The sequence below is a fragment of the Rhizobium sp. NPDC092011 genome (genome assembly GCF_044756305.1).
In the GTDB taxonomy this organism is placed as follows: domain Bacteria; phylum Pseudomonadota; class Alphaproteobacteria; order Rhizobiales; family Rhizobiaceae; genus Rhizobium.
Window position 1 is genome coordinate 22,227 of record NZ_JBIVSO010000013.1, and the last position, 15,002, is coordinate 37,228.

At 57.3% G+C, this 15,002-nt stretch carries 16 protein-coding genes and 1 pseudogene; 7 read left to right on the forward strand and 10 right to left on the reverse strand.

What is annotated here, in order from left to right; translation table 11 throughout:
- Positions 1-91: 91 nt before the first annotated feature.
- From ACIQJ2_RS31155 to ACIQJ2_RS31165, 3 genes and pseudogenes are all read left to right on the forward strand, one after another.
- A pseudogene (locus tag ACIQJ2_RS31155) lies at positions 92-376 on the forward strand (transposase domain-containing protein); the annotation flags it as partial.
- Between the two features lie 81 nt (positions 377-457).
- Positions 458-910 (forward strand): hypothetical protein, encoded by a 453-nt coding sequence (locus tag ACIQJ2_RS31160; protein WP_137935549.1) that lies wholly within the window; start codon positions 458-460, stop codon positions 908-910.
- 24 nt (positions 911-934) lie between these two features.
- On the forward strand, positions 935-1,168 hold the full coding sequence (locus ACIQJ2_RS31165) for a hypothetical protein (protein ID WP_137935550.1): 234 nt from the start codon (positions 935-937) through the stop codon (positions 1,166-1,168).
- 16 nt (positions 1,169-1,184) lie between these two features.
- On the opposite strand, the gene ACIQJ2_RS31170 is transcribed toward ACIQJ2_RS31165, so the two are convergent.
- From ACIQJ2_RS31170 to ACIQJ2_RS31215, 10 genes are all read right to left on the reverse strand, one after another.
- Positions 1,185-2,288: an aldehyde dehydrogenase family protein gene (locus tag ACIQJ2_RS31170; protein WP_137935361.1), complete on the reverse strand. Its 1,104-nt coding sequence runs from the start codon at positions 2,286-2,288 to the stop codon at positions 1,185-1,187.
- Positions 2,289-2,303: 15 nt separating this feature from the next.
- Entirely contained in the window at positions 2,304-2,996 is a 693-nt protein-coding gene (locus tag ACIQJ2_RS31175) for an amino acid ABC transporter permease (RefSeq protein WP_137935360.1), read from the reverse strand.
- A complete protein-coding gene (locus ACIQJ2_RS31180; RefSeq protein WP_137935359.1) occupies positions 2,993-3,667 on the reverse strand; it encodes an amino acid ABC transporter permease in 675 nt (224 codons plus the stop codon). Before ACIQJ2_RS31180 ends, ACIQJ2_RS31175 begins: the two co-directional genes overlap by 4 nt.
- A 55-nt stretch (positions 3,668-3,722) precedes the next feature.
- Positions 3,723-4,625 (reverse strand): transporter substrate-binding domain-containing protein, encoded by a 903-nt coding sequence (locus ACIQJ2_RS31185; protein ID WP_137935358.1) that lies wholly within the window; start codon positions 4,623-4,625, stop codon positions 3,723-3,725.
- Between the two features lie 365 nt (positions 4,626-4,990).
- Positions 4,991-6,343, reverse strand: a complete 1,353-nt coding sequence (locus ACIQJ2_RS31190; protein WP_171026548.1) for an FAD-dependent oxidoreductase — start codon at positions 6,341-6,343, stop codon at positions 4,991-4,993.
- On the reverse strand, positions 6,336-6,602 hold the full coding sequence (locus tag ACIQJ2_RS31195; RefSeq protein ID WP_137935356.1) for a 2Fe-2S iron-sulfur cluster-binding protein: 267 nt from the start codon (positions 6,600-6,602) through the stop codon (positions 6,336-6,338). Before ACIQJ2_RS31195 ends, ACIQJ2_RS31190 begins: the two co-directional genes overlap by 8 nt.
- Complete coding sequence (locus ACIQJ2_RS31200) at positions 6,599-7,363, reverse strand: NAD(P)/FAD-dependent oxidoreductase (RefSeq protein ID WP_400746678.1); 765 nt, start codon at positions 7,361-7,363, stop codon at positions 6,599-6,601. Before ACIQJ2_RS31200 ends, ACIQJ2_RS31195 begins: the two co-directional genes overlap by 4 nt.
- Entirely contained in the window at positions 7,360-8,547 is a 1,188-nt protein-coding gene (locus tag ACIQJ2_RS31205) for an IS110 family transposase (RefSeq protein ID WP_292855365.1), read from the reverse strand. Before ACIQJ2_RS31205 ends, ACIQJ2_RS31200 begins: the two co-directional genes overlap by 4 nt.
- A 64-nt stretch (positions 8,548-8,611) precedes the next feature.
- Positions 8,612-9,235, reverse strand: coding sequence for an FAD-dependent oxidoreductase (locus tag ACIQJ2_RS31210; RefSeq protein WP_400746673.1), 624 nt, complete (start codon positions 9,233-9,235; stop codon positions 8,612-8,614).
- A gap of 307 nt (positions 9,236-9,542) precedes the next feature.
- Positions 9,543-10,160, reverse strand: a complete 618-nt coding sequence (locus tag ACIQJ2_RS31215; RefSeq protein ID WP_067941717.1) for a TetR/AcrR family transcriptional regulator — start codon at positions 10,158-10,160, stop codon at positions 9,543-9,545.
- 332 nt (positions 10,161-10,492) lie between these two features.
- On the opposite strand from ACIQJ2_RS31215, the gene ACIQJ2_RS31220 reads away from it, so the two are divergent.
- The 4 genes from ACIQJ2_RS31220 to ACIQJ2_RS31235 all read left to right on the forward strand — a co-directional run bounded on the left by ACIQJ2_RS31220 (position 10,493) and on the right by ACIQJ2_RS31235 (position 14,888).
- A complete protein-coding gene (locus ACIQJ2_RS31220; protein WP_067941716.1) occupies positions 10,493-11,242 on the forward strand; it encodes an electron transfer flavoprotein subunit beta/FixA family protein in 750 nt (249 codons plus the stop codon).
- 27 nt (positions 11,243-11,269) lie between these two features.
- Positions 11,270-12,205 carry an electron transfer flavoprotein subunit alpha/FixB family protein gene (locus ACIQJ2_RS31225; RefSeq protein ID WP_067941714.1) on the forward strand — a complete coding sequence of 312 codons (936 nt, stop codon included), beginning with the start codon at positions 11,270-11,272 and terminating at the stop codon, positions 12,203-12,205.
- Positions 12,206-12,254: 49 nt separating this feature from the next.
- On the forward strand, positions 12,255-13,130 hold the full coding sequence (locus ACIQJ2_RS31230) for an aminotransferase class IV (protein WP_067941712.1): 876 nt from the start codon (positions 12,255-12,257) through the stop codon (positions 13,128-13,130).
- A gap of 87 nt (positions 13,131-13,217) precedes the next feature.
- Positions 13,218-14,888, forward strand: a complete 1,671-nt coding sequence (locus tag ACIQJ2_RS31235) for an FMN-binding glutamate synthase family protein (protein ID WP_067941710.1) — start codon at positions 13,218-13,220, stop codon at positions 14,886-14,888.
- The last annotated feature ends 114 nt before the right edge of the window (positions 14,889-15,002 follow it).

Consider the following 15,002-nt stretch of genomic DNA (forward strand, 5'->3'; position numbering starts at 1 on the left):
GCACTCCGACGCCCCTGTCCCGACACGACAATTCTAACATGACAGGATAGAATCTGCCGAGCGTTCGTGGGACGCCGATGGCAACATGCCCGATAATAATGCTGCCGAACGGGCAATCCGGCCGATTGCGCTCGGCCGCAAAAACTGGCTGTTCGCTGGCTCGGACAAAGGCGGCGAACGTGCTGCCGCGATCCTGTCGCTGATTGAGACTGCAAAGCTCAACGGCCTCGACCCGGAAGCCTACCTGCGTGCTGTTCTATCCCGGATTGCGGACCATCCGATCAACCGAATCGATGAACTCTTGCCTTGGAATACAGAGATTGCCGTGACGTCGGACTTTCCGACGCAAGGCAAGGTGCACATCGCTTTTGCCTGACGCCGCAAATTATTCTTATGTCCAAGCTCAACATTCCGAATCTTGGCTGTAAAATTGAATTGAGAGAGCAGGAGATATGAGATGCAAGCCGAGACCTTCTACTTTGATGACGCGAGCAGCGTTGACTTCGACAAAACCACCGCTATCGAGGTCATCGCAGATATTGCTTATGTGAACTCGGATTTTTTTGCCCGGGACCTGGCTGTACAAGATGACCCCAGAGGACCGACCGGCGAAGGGGCTGCGCTACTTGTGCCGCACGCCGGACTTCGCACCATCAGGCTTGCCAAAGGTGGAGAAAAATTGTCCCGGGCCGACATCGGTGCTTGGGATGACCTAGTGAACAATCATCTACTTCCTTTCCTCGACCGACAGATAGCCGATCTCGAAGCAGAGAAGAGCGCCACGCCCGAGTTCGAACAGCCCTACGCGCTGCTTGCGGCGAGCATTCGGTCAAAGCGTGAAGCGACCGCGCGGCAGCACAAGGCATTCATGAGTGGCTTCGACATCGCTTCGAAATCCAGACAACGCTGACAGGAGCCTTTGACGGAGATCGATATGAAGCTGACGAATGCGCAACGAAGGCTCCTTGACCGTGTTAAGGCCGACGGCGGAGCTATCCGTCAAGTTGACATGACGGCCTACGAGAACCGCTCAGCCCATGCCCTCCGAGAGCGGGGCCTTCTCGAACTGGATGGGGCGATCACGTCCAACATCTACGGCGGATCGACATACAATCATTTTACGTGGGTGTTGCCAGAGGACTCTGCCGAGAACATCGCATCCAAGTGAAAGTAGAAATGGTCCCTCACCGGACGCTTACGATCGACGGCTCGAAAAAGAAGCCTCTGTTGCCGATTCGCTTGCCTCCGAGCCGCAGCTCGGCACCTTGATTGGTGGCGTCCTCAATCAAATCTTCCATGCTCGCGATGCGGCGGCTATTGGCGAGCGGCCCCATGAGGGTGTCCGGGTGCATCCCGTCCCCAACACGGATACCTGCGGAATGCTGCGTAAAGCGGTCCGCAAACCTCTCGAAAATCTGTTTCTGCACAAGGATGCGGGTCGGCGATCCACAGACCTGGCCTGCGTTGCGGTACTTCTTGCTGGAAAGGATTTCTGCGGCCGCTTCCCAGTTCGCGTCCGCAAATACAATTGCGGGTGCATGGCCCCCAAGTTCCATGGTGAGGCGCTTGAGGTGACGCCCTGCAAGCGCCGCCAAATGCCTGCCGACGATGGTGGAGCCGGTGAAGGACAGCTTACGGACCCGTTGGTCGGCGATGATCCTTTCCGAAATTTGAGCAGGTTCTCCGAAGACAAGATTGAGTACGCCAGCAGGCAGGCCGGCATCGGCGAAGGCTTGCACCATCGCGGCGGGCGCCCCCGGCGTTTCCTCGGCAGCTTTCAGTACCACCGCACAACCTGCGGCAATCGCGGCAGCTACCTTCATTGCCGCGGTCTGGATTGGGAAATTCCAAGGGCTGAACGCGGCGACCACACCCACGGGCTCCTTCAGCACGAGCTGTCGCGTGTCCTCGGTCCTGCCGGGGATGATCCTGCCGTAGGCGCGGCGACCCTCTTCAGCATTCCAGTCGATCACGTCCGCGGTGACAGCTACCTCCGATAGGGCCTCGGCGATAGGTTTGCCCTGTTCTACCGTGATTTGCCGCGCGATTTCCGCTTGCCGCTCACGCAGAAGGTTGGCGGCTTCGCGCATAATGCCATAGCGGTGATATGCACTCTTCTCGCGCCACCGTTGGAACGCGACCGTTGCGGCACCAATAGCGGCATCGACATCGTCCGGTTCTGCTTTTGCGACAGACCCGATTGTCTCGCCGGTTGCCGGGTTTTCGACCGGAATGGCAGCTCCATTGCGGCCGGCGCGCCAAACGCCATTGATGAACAGTTCGGTCATGATGCTATTCTCCTGCTAGGATTTTTGGCTCTTGGACGGCATCCTATAGTCGGAGAATTTCTTCTCGAGATGGAGCGTCAGGTAAGCGAGAGGGATTAGAATTGTGGAAAACAGGAGGGCAAGGGTTGTATAGGCTTCAATCGGCCGAAACTCCTGATCCGAAATTGTCTTTGTGTGCAATACGAGTTCCCCATAGGCGATGATGGAGGCGATAGAGGTCAGTTTTATGATCTCCATGGCCTGATTGGCGAAAGGTGGGATCATCTTGCGCACGGCTTGAGGTAGTATGACCAGACGCAGCGTTTGAAGGCGCGTTAGTGCTAGCGCTCTTGCAGCCTCGATCTGCCCTTTTGGGATCGAGACAATGCCGCTCTTGAATATCCCCGAAATATAGCATGCGCTGTACAGCGAAAACGCGACGATGGCGGCAATGAACGGGCTAAGCTGCACCCCAAGCAGGACGGGGAGGGCGTAGTAGATCCAAAGGAGTTGCACCATCGATGGAGTATTGCGGAACAAGCCGACGAACATCTGAGCCGGTATTCGAAGCAGCACTCGATGTGACGAGAGCGCCAGTCCGAGCAGAAGGCCAAGGAGCGTCCCAAACACAAGACAGATTGCTGCCAAGTATAGCGTGCCGGCTAGGCCTTGACCAAGATATCCGATGTTGTTCCAGATCGTCGAAAAATCCCACTGAAAGTTGCTCATGCGCGGACCTCGTTTCGACCAAGCCGGCGCTCAAGATAGCTTGCAAGCTGATTCAGCAGGAAAATAACCACGAAGTAGAGCGCCGCGACGATCGTATAGGTCTCAAGGGGACGGTAGGTTGTCGATGCCACCATTGAACCTTGAAAGGCTAGTTCAGCATAGGCGATAGCAGCGGCGAGAGATGTTCCCTTTATGATTTCGCTGAGCACATTCACCAGAACGGGAATGATTGGTCTAATTGCCTGGGGTGCAATGATGAGCCAAAAAAGCGGGATGAGATGTAGACCGAGCGCCCTGCCGGCCTCCCATTGGCCACGGGCGACGGATGTGATTCCTGCCCGGAACACTTCGGCGAGGTAAGCGGAGTTTTGCAGACCCAACGCGAGGGCGGCCGCCTCGAAGGACCCCACCCGTAGCCCTGTTATCATTGGGAACGCAAAATAGAACCATATGATCAGGACCAGCAGGGCAGACGTTCTGAAGAAGTCCACGAAGGCGCGCGCAAACCAATATATCATCCTAATGTTCGAAAGAAGCGCTAGAGCAAGGATGAAACCCAGCGGAACTGCTATCGCGATAGTCACCGCGGTTAGATTAAGGGTCGCAACAAGACCCTTCCAGAGAAGTTCATTACTCCTCAGAACTACACTAAAATCCCAGTCGTAAGCCATATGGGAGACCTGTTCAGAAACGGAGGAGTGCCGTTTGGCCCTCCTCCGCGTATTGTCAGAGCAGTCGTTCGCGCATCAGGGGAACCGATTTAGAGGGGTCGAGGCCGCGCCAGCGGGCATAATCCTCGTAGGCGTTCTGGATTTCGCTAGCGAAGTAGAGATATCCGACTGACGTGCTGAGATAGTCGCGCAAGCGCGGAGTCGGCTCGTAAGGAAGCCCCGCACCGGAGGGGATTGCGAAGAGCGGCTTGGGGATTACCACATTGCCAATCTTCAACTTTTCACGCAGGAGATCCATTTCCGGCCCGGCGCCCGTGATGCCCTTCACGCGCCCGCCTTGGAAAGCAGCGTAAGTCTGCGAGGCTTCCTGGAAGCGCACGATTTCCGCTTTGGGGAGGAGTTTCGAAATAAACTGGTCCATCGATGTGCCCAACATCACCGCGACCGAAAATTCGGGGTTGTTGAGGTCCGACCAGTTCGCGGCGTTCACGCCGTCGGCGACCAGAACGTTGAAAGGGTTCCAGGCCATCTGAGTGGTAATGAAATCAATAGCGAGCGCGCGGGTCGGTGTGCCATCGAGCGCGAGCATTACGTCGAATTGGCCGGCCTGGAGGCCCGCGACGGCGTTCCCCCAGGTCGTTTCGACGAGTTCGAGCTTCACGCCCATCGCGTCCGCCAGCATCTTGGCGAGGGCCGGGCAAACGCCTCTCCAAACCACGCCGTTGGATTCGACCCCGCCAGGCGCGTCACTGCCGCTCACGTCCTTGAAATACCACGGCTCGCTGTTCGCGGCACCAAAGCGGATCACGCCGTTTTTGCGGATCCGGGCAAACGCGTCCTCACCTGAGACGGGAGCCTCTTGCGCCGATGCTCCAGTAGCGGCAGCAGCTCCGGCGATTGCAGCCGCAGCACCGATAGCGGGAAGGCCCGACAGAAAGTTTCTTCTCGATTCATCCATTTCGTTGTTCCCCTTGTTTGACTTTGCCCAAAATTCCTGTCGCAAACCTTTGCCGAAGAAGCCGAGGTTGCGATCGTTCGGTATCGTGACGAATTTTCGATCCGAGACGATACAAATTGACCTCGTCTTCCTAACGGCAATTTTGGAGCTATCGCGGATTGGTTGCGACTTCTAAAATCAACACACCCGGCATGTGTGCTTCTGATGCAAGTGGAGATGGATAATTCCGATGAACACGATGGCCAGCACGAAGGTCAAAGTGAATTCGTGAAGCCCGGAGGACGTGAGCAGAATTGAAGGGAACAACGCAGCAGATTTTTCCGCGGAAGTCCTTTAGATCTGGCGCGGCCAGCCCTTCTGGTCGGTCATCGCTTTGACGAAACTGCATTCGCAGGCTGGAGCAAGATAGGTTCCTGCTCGAATTCCGTCTGAAAAGGTGTAACGGAGCATAGAGAGGCGATCGATACTGGTCGCAAAGGCCATCGCTGTTCCTGATGGTTCCTTCCGGAGAGTTCCTCCGCCGATATTCCGGTGATCCGATTAACGCTTGCGCGGCAGAAGCGGCCCTGGCACGGCCCTGTTCCGAAACGACCTACCAGTCGTGTTTCAAACGCGGACCGCCCATTGCCGAGCTTGAGAAGGTCAGAGCGCTTCATTCCCTCACAGCGGCAGATAATCGGATCGCCTACCAGTTCTGAGTGGTCGAGCGACGTCAGCTTCCTCAATGCAGCCTGTAGCTTTCGCGCTTTTTCGAGTTCATGCGAAGGAGAGGGAGTTGGCGCCCCTTTCAAAAGAGCAACAAGTTTCCTAGCTGCAAATGCGCCATCCTCAATTGCTGCGTCGGCACCGAGAATTTCGCGGCAATCCCCTGCATGAAGGATAGGGTAGACAGAAGACTCCGAAGTTCTCGGCAAGCCGATCTGATTCGAGCGGAGTCCGTTGCTGATGACCAGGTTATCTACCTCGTACCGCGCTATCCTACCGGTGTCGGAAGTGACTTCCACCAGAAGAACCGAGCCGGACGCTTCTGCCCTTACGATACCAGTCCCGGTTTTATAGGGAATCCGCTTACGCAGGATAATGGATCCGTATCTCATCGTCTCCGCAAATGTAGACCGGCTTGCCAGCAGGCGAAACGCCGCGCCTGGCGCTCGCCAAGGTGTTCCGCGTTCCACAAGCGCGACTGGCGGAGCGCCGGCCGACGCCAGTTGCGCAGCAACAGCAAATATCAACGGCCCCGATCCGACCACTAGGGTCCGCCCAGGTACAAAACGCCCAGTTTCCTTCAACATGAGCTGCGCGCCACCAGCGGTCATGACGCCGGGTAGCTGCCAACCTTCGAAAGGTTCTATGTGCTCGATCGCACCAACCGCAACGAGAAGTCCGGCTGCCTTGGCCGAAAGGGTGCGTCCCAATGCACGATCTTCAATCAAGGCATGACCGGTATCGTCGGCACCGAGAAAGACGCTATTGTAAAGAATTCGGATCTTTCCCTGAACGGCGGACAGTCTTTCGTTAAGAGCACGCCAGTTGCGAGTATGATGCCTTCCATGAAGGGAATGAACGATGTCACGATTGGCGGGCTGTCGGTGAATTGCACCGCCGAGTCGGTCGCGCTGTTCGACCAAAACAACTCGATGATCGCTTTCGGCAAGACTGACAGCTGCTGCGACACCGGCGGGCCCACCGCCAATTACCAGAACGGGCGCGTCACACATCGTTGTCTCCCGCATCAGTGAGAAATGGCCTTAAGCACATCGCTTCATCCGCCCGAGTGATGCAGCTCTCGAAAGGAGCACCACCACGATCCGTGACGAGGCAGCTTTGGCAGGCACCGATACCGCAAAAGTAGCGGGCGCTGGTCGATGGCGAATACGAACCGAAATCTCGGACACCTGAAAGCGCAAGCGCCGAAGCGACGGTTTGACCTTCGACAAACGGTATCAACCGGCCATTCCATAAGAACGCGTGTGTCATGAAGCGGCTCGTTCAGCAAGAAAGCGCTGGGGCGCGAGAAGTGAATATTCAGGTTCCGTTACCTTGTCCGTGATGATGTCAGCCACGATTTTCCCTGTATATGGTCCTAAGCAGATTCCATCTCCTTCGAATCCAGTGGCCAGAACGAGGTTCTCGATAGTCGGATGTTGGCCAACGATTGGCAGCCCGTCACGCGTGGCGGTACGAACGCCCGAAAAGGTCCTAATCACTCGGCGCGCCAGAAGCGGTGGATACAACGCAGCTGCCTCGCGAACGATTTGGGAAATCGACTCGATATCGGTGCCTGTGTCGGATCTATTGTCCTCTCGCGTTCCTCCAAGCAGAAACTGCCCCGTTTTGAGCGGATCAATAACAAGGCCTACACGAGAGGGTGCAGTTTTTGAGCCTCGCCGTTTGGCGGCAATATAGCTTGCTGCCATTAGATGTCCGTCAAAAGCGGCATGGCCAATCCCGCCCCGATCCGTAATCACGATCTGGCCTTTTCTCGCGAATAGCACATCTTCCAAGCCAAGCAACCGGCTCGAGCCCAAGCCTGCGGCGACCACAATAGCGTCGGCGGAAACGAGTCCTTGCGATGTGTAAACGCCCGTTACGCGGGCACCGGCCGTAGCTACCGCATCGCACCGACAATTGCGGATAATCTCGACACCAGAGCGGCTCAGAAGCCGCTCGGTAACCTCATAACCGAGCGCATGCCCATCGTTCCAGACACGGATGTTGTTGAACAGCCCCTTTCTCAGCTTTTTTGTGGTTTAGGTGGCCTATCTCTCCAGGCTTCGACCATGGCCGCGTAAGCTGCCTCCGCCTGTGCAACGAGCTCCATCTCTCGATGGCGGATTTCCTTGATCCAGTAATCGCGGGCGGGACCAGCGGGCCCATGTGCTTTGGGAGCGCCGGCACGAAGTTCAAGCTTGCGCATCTTCATGGCGACAAAGGCGGGCCGAGCCCATCTGTAGGGAGCCTCCTTGGTCAGCAACTGCCAGATCAGATTTGCGATCTTGCGCGCCGTGGCGACCGCCGCGACGTTGAGGCCTTTGCGGTCCTTGATCCGGAGAAAGAAGGCACGCAGCGGCCCAGGGACCGAGGCGGCCGACCAGGCAGCTTCAATCAGCATCGTTCTGGCAGTCGCATTTCCCTGTTTCGAGATGCGGCCATGGATTGCGCCGCGATCGCCGGACTGGCGCACCCGCGGGGTCAAGCCGAAGTAGCTCGCAAGCCGGTCGGGCGTCGGGAACCGGGAGATGTCGCCAATGGCGGCTATTACCGCCGTGGCAACCACAGAATTTATCCCGGCGATCGTCATCAGCTTGCGCGTGCGAGTGTCGTCAAGCGCAATTCGTGCCATGGCACCATCCAGCTTTTCAAGCTTGCCCTTCAGCCAGTCCAGTTCATCAAGATGGCGGGCGAGGAGGTCGCGCTCTGCCTTGGGCAACGGGGCCGTCAAAAGCCAGTCTCTGCCATCTTTTCCGAACAGATGTCCCGAGTATTTCGGCACGAGATTGGCGTGGAGAACGGCCTGGACCCGGCTCTTCACCCGTCGCACTGATCGCACGAGCGCCGCGCGCTCCGACACGAGACGACGCAGGTTCAGGGTATCGTCATCCGCAGCCCAGACCTCTGGCAAAAAGCCGGCGGCATGAAGCTGTGCCAGAATCCGCGCGTCGACTTTGTCGGTCTTGACGCGCGCGTGGGCGATGGCCTTCACCTGAAGCGGGTTCGCAATCACGACCTTGGCCACGAACGGCGTCAACAACCTTACAATGGCCGAGGTGTTCCCAGTCGCTTCCAGTATGACTTCGTCATCCTTTCGAAGCTTCTGCCCAAAGGCCACCACAGCGTCGTAATCCAGTTCCACCCGGAATTCTTCGGTGACCTTGCCCCGGTCAAGAACCGCGACCTGCGCAAAACTTCGATGCACATCCATTCCGATCGACCGCATTCCAAATCCTCCATGTTGTTGATGGGGGAGTGCGCGGGCTGTGCGACATCTACGGATACGCGCTCGCAGCGCAGACGGGATAGTCGCAGGGGCGGCCAGATAACAACGCGAGCTCGCAGCTCAAAGTCAATTCGGCCTGCCCGCTTCTTCGCACTCCGACGCCCCTGTCCCGACACGACAATTCTAACATGACAGGATAGAATCTGCCGAGCGTTCGTGGGACGCCGATGGCAACATGCCCGATAACAACGCCGCCAATAGCGGCATCACTCAGACCGGGAACGAAACGTTTCAGACGCTCTGAATCCGCAATCTCTGTCTCTTCGCCGGATGCTCTAAGGTCGTGTGCGTGAACCTCAAGCAGTTCCATTTCTTCTTCAGTACGAGAAATTAAGAACGTGGGTCGCGGATGATAGATTCCAGCCAGTACGCCTTCAGATGCGAGTTGAGAATAAAAAGCTCGAGCCTTCTGCGCGAGCGTCATCATCATCCCCGGCTGTTTGCTTGCAACCGATACGGCACCATCCGAAGAACCCGTCGCGCCGGCGGAGGGGCCAGCGGTATCGATTAGAGACACGGCGATCCGTTGCTTCGCGAGAAAATAGGCTGCCGAGGCGCCTACAATTCCGGCTCCCACCACAACAACTTTTGGTGCATTGGCATTCACATACATCGGCTTCATTCTCGACAGAACCAGCCGGAGCATTTTTCAAAGTGCGCCTCAAGTCGATCCTAATGACCACACGAGGCTTGTTTGTTTTTTTTTATGTCCATTACCAAATGGCATAAAGGAATAGATGTGACGCAATTTGTACGGAAAAGGTTGCATAAGGCGAGCAAGCCCATGACTCCAGCGCGCCATCGCAAATGACTGGAGAATGCCATTCGCGATGCTAGGTGGTTCAGTCGAAGAAGAGCTAGTGGTGACCTGTAAAAACTGCCTCAAACCCCACTGCGATATCTTCCTGCCGCTCTTACTCTCATCGGCTGTAGAGACCATTTGTAAGGAGATCAAAATATTCCGCTGCGACGGTTTCCGCGCGTTTTTGTCCGCCTGGTTTGAACCAACGGACCATCCAGTTGAGCATAGAGAGAACCGAGTGAGACGATATTGTCACATCCGCCTCGCGGAAGGCGCCGGTTGCCATTCCTTCCCGAAGAATTCCCCGGAGTATGCTCTCATACTCGATACGAAGCTGATTGGCTTCGGACTTGAGCCCCGGATTTGCCATACCGCCGTATCCGATCAGCATGCACACGAAACCCCAGTAGTTTTTTTCAAAGTACCCAGCGTGCGAAACCATGAATGATTTCAGCTTACCGTCAGCCGTGGTGGACGCCGCAACAGCTCTACTGACATGTTCGAGCAGTCCCTCCAATGTGCGTACAATGATGGCGTCATAAACAGATTGCTTGGTGTCGAAATAATGGTAGACGGCAGCCTTGGAGACGCCGAGCCGCTCGGCAACGACATTCATAGAGCCATTGTCGAAACCGCCCTCTCCGAACAAGACGGCGGCCTCGTCAAGAATGCGATCGCGAGCATTTTCGAGAACGGGCGGTCGTCCCATGCGGGGCTTTGTTTTGGTCTGCTTCATTGGGCCTCTGATGTAGGTGTTTGCTCGCGTAGAGTGGGATTTCTCTTGTGCTACCACATTACCAATGCGCGACAAACACCAATACGCCGATCAAACTTCTTGTTGCCAACTTAACGACGGGTCGGAAGGGAAAAAAGAGTCCCTCCAGAAGTTCGGTGACCTAACTTGCTCTGATAACGGCCTCGACGAGAGCAAGCGCGTCCTAAGATTTCTATTTACTTACCGACGGAACGGAATATAAGTATTCGCATCTGTCACGGAGTAGAGCGTAGGCCGTTATCACGCCCGCGTTGGGTGCGGTGCTGCGTCCTTATATGGAAGGCAAGGCTGCTATGAAAATCTTGGTCCCAGTCAAGCGGGTCGTTGATTACAACGTGAAGATTCGCGTGAAGGCGGACGGCTCGGGTGTCGAGCTTGCCAATGTGAAGATGTCGATGAACCCGTTCGACGAGATTTCGGTCGAGGAGGCTCTGCGCCTGAAGGAAGCGGGCAAGGCCGAGGAAGTGGTCGTCGTGTCGATCGGACCTGCCAAGGCCGAAGAGACGCTGAGGACGGCGCTGGCCATGGGGGCCGATCGCGCCATCCTGGTCGAGACCGACGATCAAGTCGAGCCGCTGGCCGTCGCCAAGATCCTCAAGGGTGTGGCCGACGCCGAGCAGCCGGGCCTCATCATCGTCGGCAAGCAGGCGATCGACGACGATTCCAACCAAACCGGCCAGATGCTGGCGGCCTTGCTCGGCACGGCGCAGGCCACCTTCGCCTCGAAGATCGAGATCGGTGACGGTTCGGCCAAGGTCACGCGCGAAGTCGATGGCGGCCTGCAGACGATCGAGGTCAAGCTTCCGGCCGTCGTCACGTCGGACCTGCGCCTGAACGAGCCGCGCTATGCCTCGCTGCCCAACATCATGAAGGCCAAGAAGAAGCCGCTCGACAAGACGTCGCCCGCAAACTTCGGCGTGTCGACGGAGCCGCGGCTGAAGGTGCTGAAGACCGAGGAGCCGTCGGGCCGCAAGGCGGGCGTCAAGGTCAAGACGGTCGCCGAGCTGGTCGAGAAGCTCAAGACCGAAGCCGGCGTGCTTTGATCGGCGAGATTTGAGGAGATTACGATAATGGCCATTCTTCTTCTGGCAGACCACGACAACGCCCACCTTTCCGACCAGACCGCCAAGGCGCTGACGGCGGCCTCCAAGATCGGTTCCGACGTGCATGTGCTTGTCGCAGGCGCGGGCGCCAAGGCGGCGGCTGAGCAGGCGGCCAAGCTTGCCGGCGTTTCCAAGGTGCTGGTTGCCGAGGATGCAAGCCTTGCCAACAATCTGGCCGAGCCGCTGGCGGCGCTGATCGTGTCGCTCGCCGGGTCCTACGACACCATCCTCGGCGCGGCCACCTCGGTCGGCAAGAACGTGCTGCCGCGCGTGGCGGCGCTGCTCGACGTGGCGCAGGTGTCGGAGATCGTCGAGGTGGTGAGCCCCGACACGTTCAAGCGTCCGATCTATGCGGGCAACGCCATCCAGACGGTGCAGGCCACCGATGCGAAGAAAGTGATCACTGTCCGCTCTTCATCCTTTTCTCCTGCCTCCCAAGGCGCACCTGCTGCCGTCGAGGAACTCTCGACGGCAGCCTTTTCTTCTGATCTATCGGCTTTCGTTTCTGCCGACTTGTCGACCTCGGACCGTCCGGAGCTAACCTCGGCCAAGATCATCATCTCGGGCGGCCGTGCGCTGGGCTCGTCGGAGAAGTTCCAGGAAGTGATCCTGCCCGTCGCCGACAAGCTCGGCGCGGCCGTCGGCGCGTCACGCGCGGCCGTCGATGCCGGCTACGCACCGAACGACTGGCAGGTCGGCCAGACGGGCAAGGTCGTCGCTCCGCAGCTCTACATCGCTTGCGGTATTTCCGGCGCGATCCAGCACCTTGCCGGCATGAAGGACTCGAAGGTGATCGTCGCGATCAACAAGGACGAGGAGGCGCCGATCTTCCAAGTAGCGGACTACGGCCTTGTCGGGGATCTCTTTGAGGTCCTACCGGAGCTGCAAAAGGCAATTGGCTAACCGCGACTGCCCCACAATTTTTTCCAACGAAATGACAGGAACGCGCACAATGGGCAGGACAGTGTTCGTCAACGGCCAATGGCTGGACGAGACGGCAGCAACGATCTCGATCTTCGATCGCGGATTTCTTTTTGCGGATGCGATATATGAGGTAACTGCCGTTGCTGACGGCAAGTTGATCGATTTCAAGGGCCACACCGATCGACTGAAACGCTCGCTCGAAACGCTCGGAATTCCGATGCCGGTCGCGGAAGGTGAACTCTTGGCTTTGCACCAGGAGATCGCGCGCCGGAATGGCATTACGCATGGCTTAGTCTATTTGCAGATTTCCCGTGGCGCGGAAGACCGCAATTTTATCTACACCGATGGCCTCCGTCCGACGATCGTGATGTTCACGCAGCCGCGCACCATCCTGGCTAACCCTGGCTGGGAACGTGGCATCACAATGAAGACAGCACCTGATGGGCGATGGGCTCACCGGCAGATCAAAACGGTACAGCTTCTCTACTCGTCAATGGCCAAGATGGAGGCGTTGCGCGAAGGCTATGATGATGTGCTTTTCGTGGAGGATGGCCTCATAACGGAGTCAGGTTCAGCGAATTTCCACATCATCACCAAGGATGGCATTCTGATTACGCGGGACCTCTCAAACGCCCTACTGCATGGCATTACTCGCGCGTCGGTTCTGGATCTCGGGGCACGAGCGGGGCTTGAAACACGTCAGGCTGCGGTCACGCTCGAAGAAGCCAAGAATGCGGAAGAAGCGTTCATCACCGACTCCATCAGCTTCGTTATGCCTGTTGTTTCGATCGATGGTCATCCGGTTGGACTTGGCAAACCCGGTCCGGCGACTGCAAAGCTACGCAAGCTCTACATCGAAGATCGCCTCGCCACCGGCATAAACATCGCGGAAAGAGCGGCATAGCCGCTCCTCATTTTTCACCGACCTGTACTTCATCGCAATCTTCCGACCGCGTGCCCCGCTCGTCGACGAAGAATAGGGAATGGAATTATGATCCTGTACCAGCGGTACGCCATCTTCCTCGTAATTCTCTTGGGTTCACTCCTCTCGGTCATGGGCCTCGCGCTTTCGAGCCCTTGGTGGGCAGTCCCTGCCGTGGTTCTTGTTCCGCTCGCGCTGATTGGCGTTTACGACATCAAGCAAAGAAGGCATGCTATTCTTCGGAACTATCCGGTGATCGGCCATATCCGCTTTCTCATGGAAAGCATCCGTCCGGAAATCCGACAGTATATGATCGAGGCTGATCACGAGGAGGTTCCGTTCAGCCGGCAGGCGCGAGGGCTGGTCTATCAACGCGCAAAAGGTGTCGAGGACAAAAGGCCGTTTGGGACGATCGAAAATGTTTATGGCGCCGGCTATTCGTGGCTTACCCACTCTGCCACGCCAACACATATCACCGACTTCGATTTCCGGGTGAGTATCGGTGGGAGCAGTTGTCGCCAGCCCTATGATGCCAGCCTCTATAATATTTCCGCAATGAGCTTCGGTGCCCTTTCCGGCAACGCGATTTCAGCTCTGAACCGGGGAGCCAAGAAGGGCGGCTTCGCCCATGACACCGGGGAAGGGGGGATCAGCCGCTACCACCGCGAAGGTGGTGGCGACCTAATTTATCAGGTCGCCTCCGGCTATTTCGGGTGTCGGGGAGACGATGGAAGCTTCTCAGAGGAGAAGTTTGCTGCAATCACTGCCGACCCTCAGATAAAGATGATCGAGGTCAAGCTAAGCCAAGGCGCGAAGCCTGGTCACGGCGGTATGCTTCCGGCGTCGAAAATCTCGCCTGAAATTGCCGAGGCGCGGGGCATTCCCATGGGTGTAGACTGCATCTCACCGCCAGCACACAGCACGTTCTCCACGCCTGTCGGTCTGATGGAATTTGTCGCCAGATTGCGCGAACTATCTGGCGGTAAGCCGGTAGGCTTCAAGCTCTGTATCGGTCATCGCCGTGAGTTTCTCGGCATGGTGAAGGCTATGGTGAAAACCGGAATCAAACCGGATTTCATCGTGATTGACGGTGCGGAAGGAGGAACAGGAGCCGCTCCGGTGGAATTCGCCAATCGGGTCGGCATGCCGATGCTTGAGGGCCTGACCTTCGTTCATAACGCGCTTCGTGGCGCGGGCATTCGCAACGATATCAGGCTCGGCGCAGCGGGGAAGATCATTTCCGCGTTCGATATCGCCCGCGCACTTGCTCTTGGTGCAGACTGGTGTAATTCCGGCCGGGGCTTTATGTTTGCCGTAGGCTGTATCCAGGCTCAGGCATGCCATACGAACAAGTGCCCGGTTGGGATCGCCACGCAAGATCAGGCCCGTCAGCGTGCTATTGATGTAGGTGATAAGAGCGACCGTGTCGCGCGTTTCCATCGCAATACGATGCGCGCCTTGAGCGAGATTGCCGGCGCCGCAGGCCTGACCGATCCTCGCGACTTCATGCCGTACCACTTCATGTTCCGCCAGTCGGACAACGAATTCCTTGATGGCAATGAGGCGTATCCATATTTGCCCGAAGGGTTTCTGCTGTCGGAGGAGGAAATTCCGGAGTTGGCGGATTGGTACGATCGCTGGGACCGGGCGAGCGCGGAGACCTTCGCGCCGCCGGAGATCCCCTTTGGGCCTTTTGCCTCGCGTCGAAAGCGTAAGCCTGACCTGCGGGCCATGGCGTAAAGCAATCTGAAAGTGATGGTTAAGGAAAAAGCCGCAGCCCGACCAGGTTGCGGCTTTTCTGTTCTGCACGCCAACGTTCATTCAGGTGACGAACAACAAGCTGGAATTCGGGAA

Coding starts and splice junctions, on each gene's coding strand:
- ACIQJ2_RS31180 (WP_137935359.1), bottom strand. CDS start 3,667: ATGGCTTACGACTGGGATTTTAGTGTAGTTCTGAGGAGTAATGAACTT.
- ACIQJ2_RS31195 (WP_137935356.1), bottom strand. CDS start 6,602: ATGACACACGCGTTCTTATGGAATGGCCGGTTGATACCGTTTGTCGAA.
- ACIQJ2_RS31160 (WP_137935549.1), top strand. CDS start 458: ATGCAAGCCGAGACCTTCTACTTTGATGACGCGAGCAGCGTTGACTTC.
- ACIQJ2_RS31165 (WP_137935550.1), top strand. CDS start 935: ATGAAGCTGACGAATGCGCAACGAAGGCTCCTTGACCGTGTTAAGGCC.
- ACIQJ2_RS31190 (WP_171026548.1), bottom strand. CDS start 6,343: ATGTGTGACGCGCCCGTTCTGGTAATTGGCGGTGGGCCCGCCGGTGTC.
- ACIQJ2_RS31185 (WP_137935358.1), bottom strand. CDS start 4,625: ATGGATGAATCGAGAAGAAACTTTCTGTCGGGCCTTCCCGCTATCGGT.
- ACIQJ2_RS31235 (WP_067941710.1), top strand. CDS start 13,218: ATGATCCTGTACCAGCGGTACGCCATCTTCCTCGTAATTCTCTTGGGT.
- ACIQJ2_RS31220 (WP_067941716.1), top strand. CDS start 10,493: ATGAAAATCTTGGTCCCAGTCAAGCGGGTCGTTGATTACAACGTGAAG.
- ACIQJ2_RS31210 (WP_400746673.1), bottom strand. CDS start 9,235: ATGTATGTGAATGCCAATGCACCAAAAGTTGTTGTGGTGGGAGCCGGA.
- ACIQJ2_RS31170 (WP_137935361.1), bottom strand. CDS start 2,288: ATGACCGAACTGTTCATCAATGGCGTTTGGCGCGCCGGCCGCAATGGA.
- ACIQJ2_RS31205 (WP_292855365.1), bottom strand. CDS start 8,547: ATGGATGTGCATCGAAGTTTTGCGCAGGTCGCGGTTCTTGACCGGGGC.
- ACIQJ2_RS31225 (WP_067941714.1), top strand. CDS start 11,270: ATGGCCATTCTTCTTCTGGCAGACCACGACAACGCCCACCTTTCCGAC.
- ACIQJ2_RS31175 (WP_137935360.1), bottom strand. CDS start 2,996: ATGAGCAACTTTCAGTGGGATTTTTCGACGATCTGGAACAACATCGGA.
- ACIQJ2_RS31230 (WP_067941712.1), top strand. CDS start 12,255: ATGGGCAGGACAGTGTTCGTCAACGGCCAATGGCTGGACGAGACGGCA.
- ACIQJ2_RS31215 (WP_067941717.1), bottom strand. CDS start 10,160: ATGAAGCAGACCAAAACAAAGCCCCGCATGGGACGACCGCCCGTTCTC.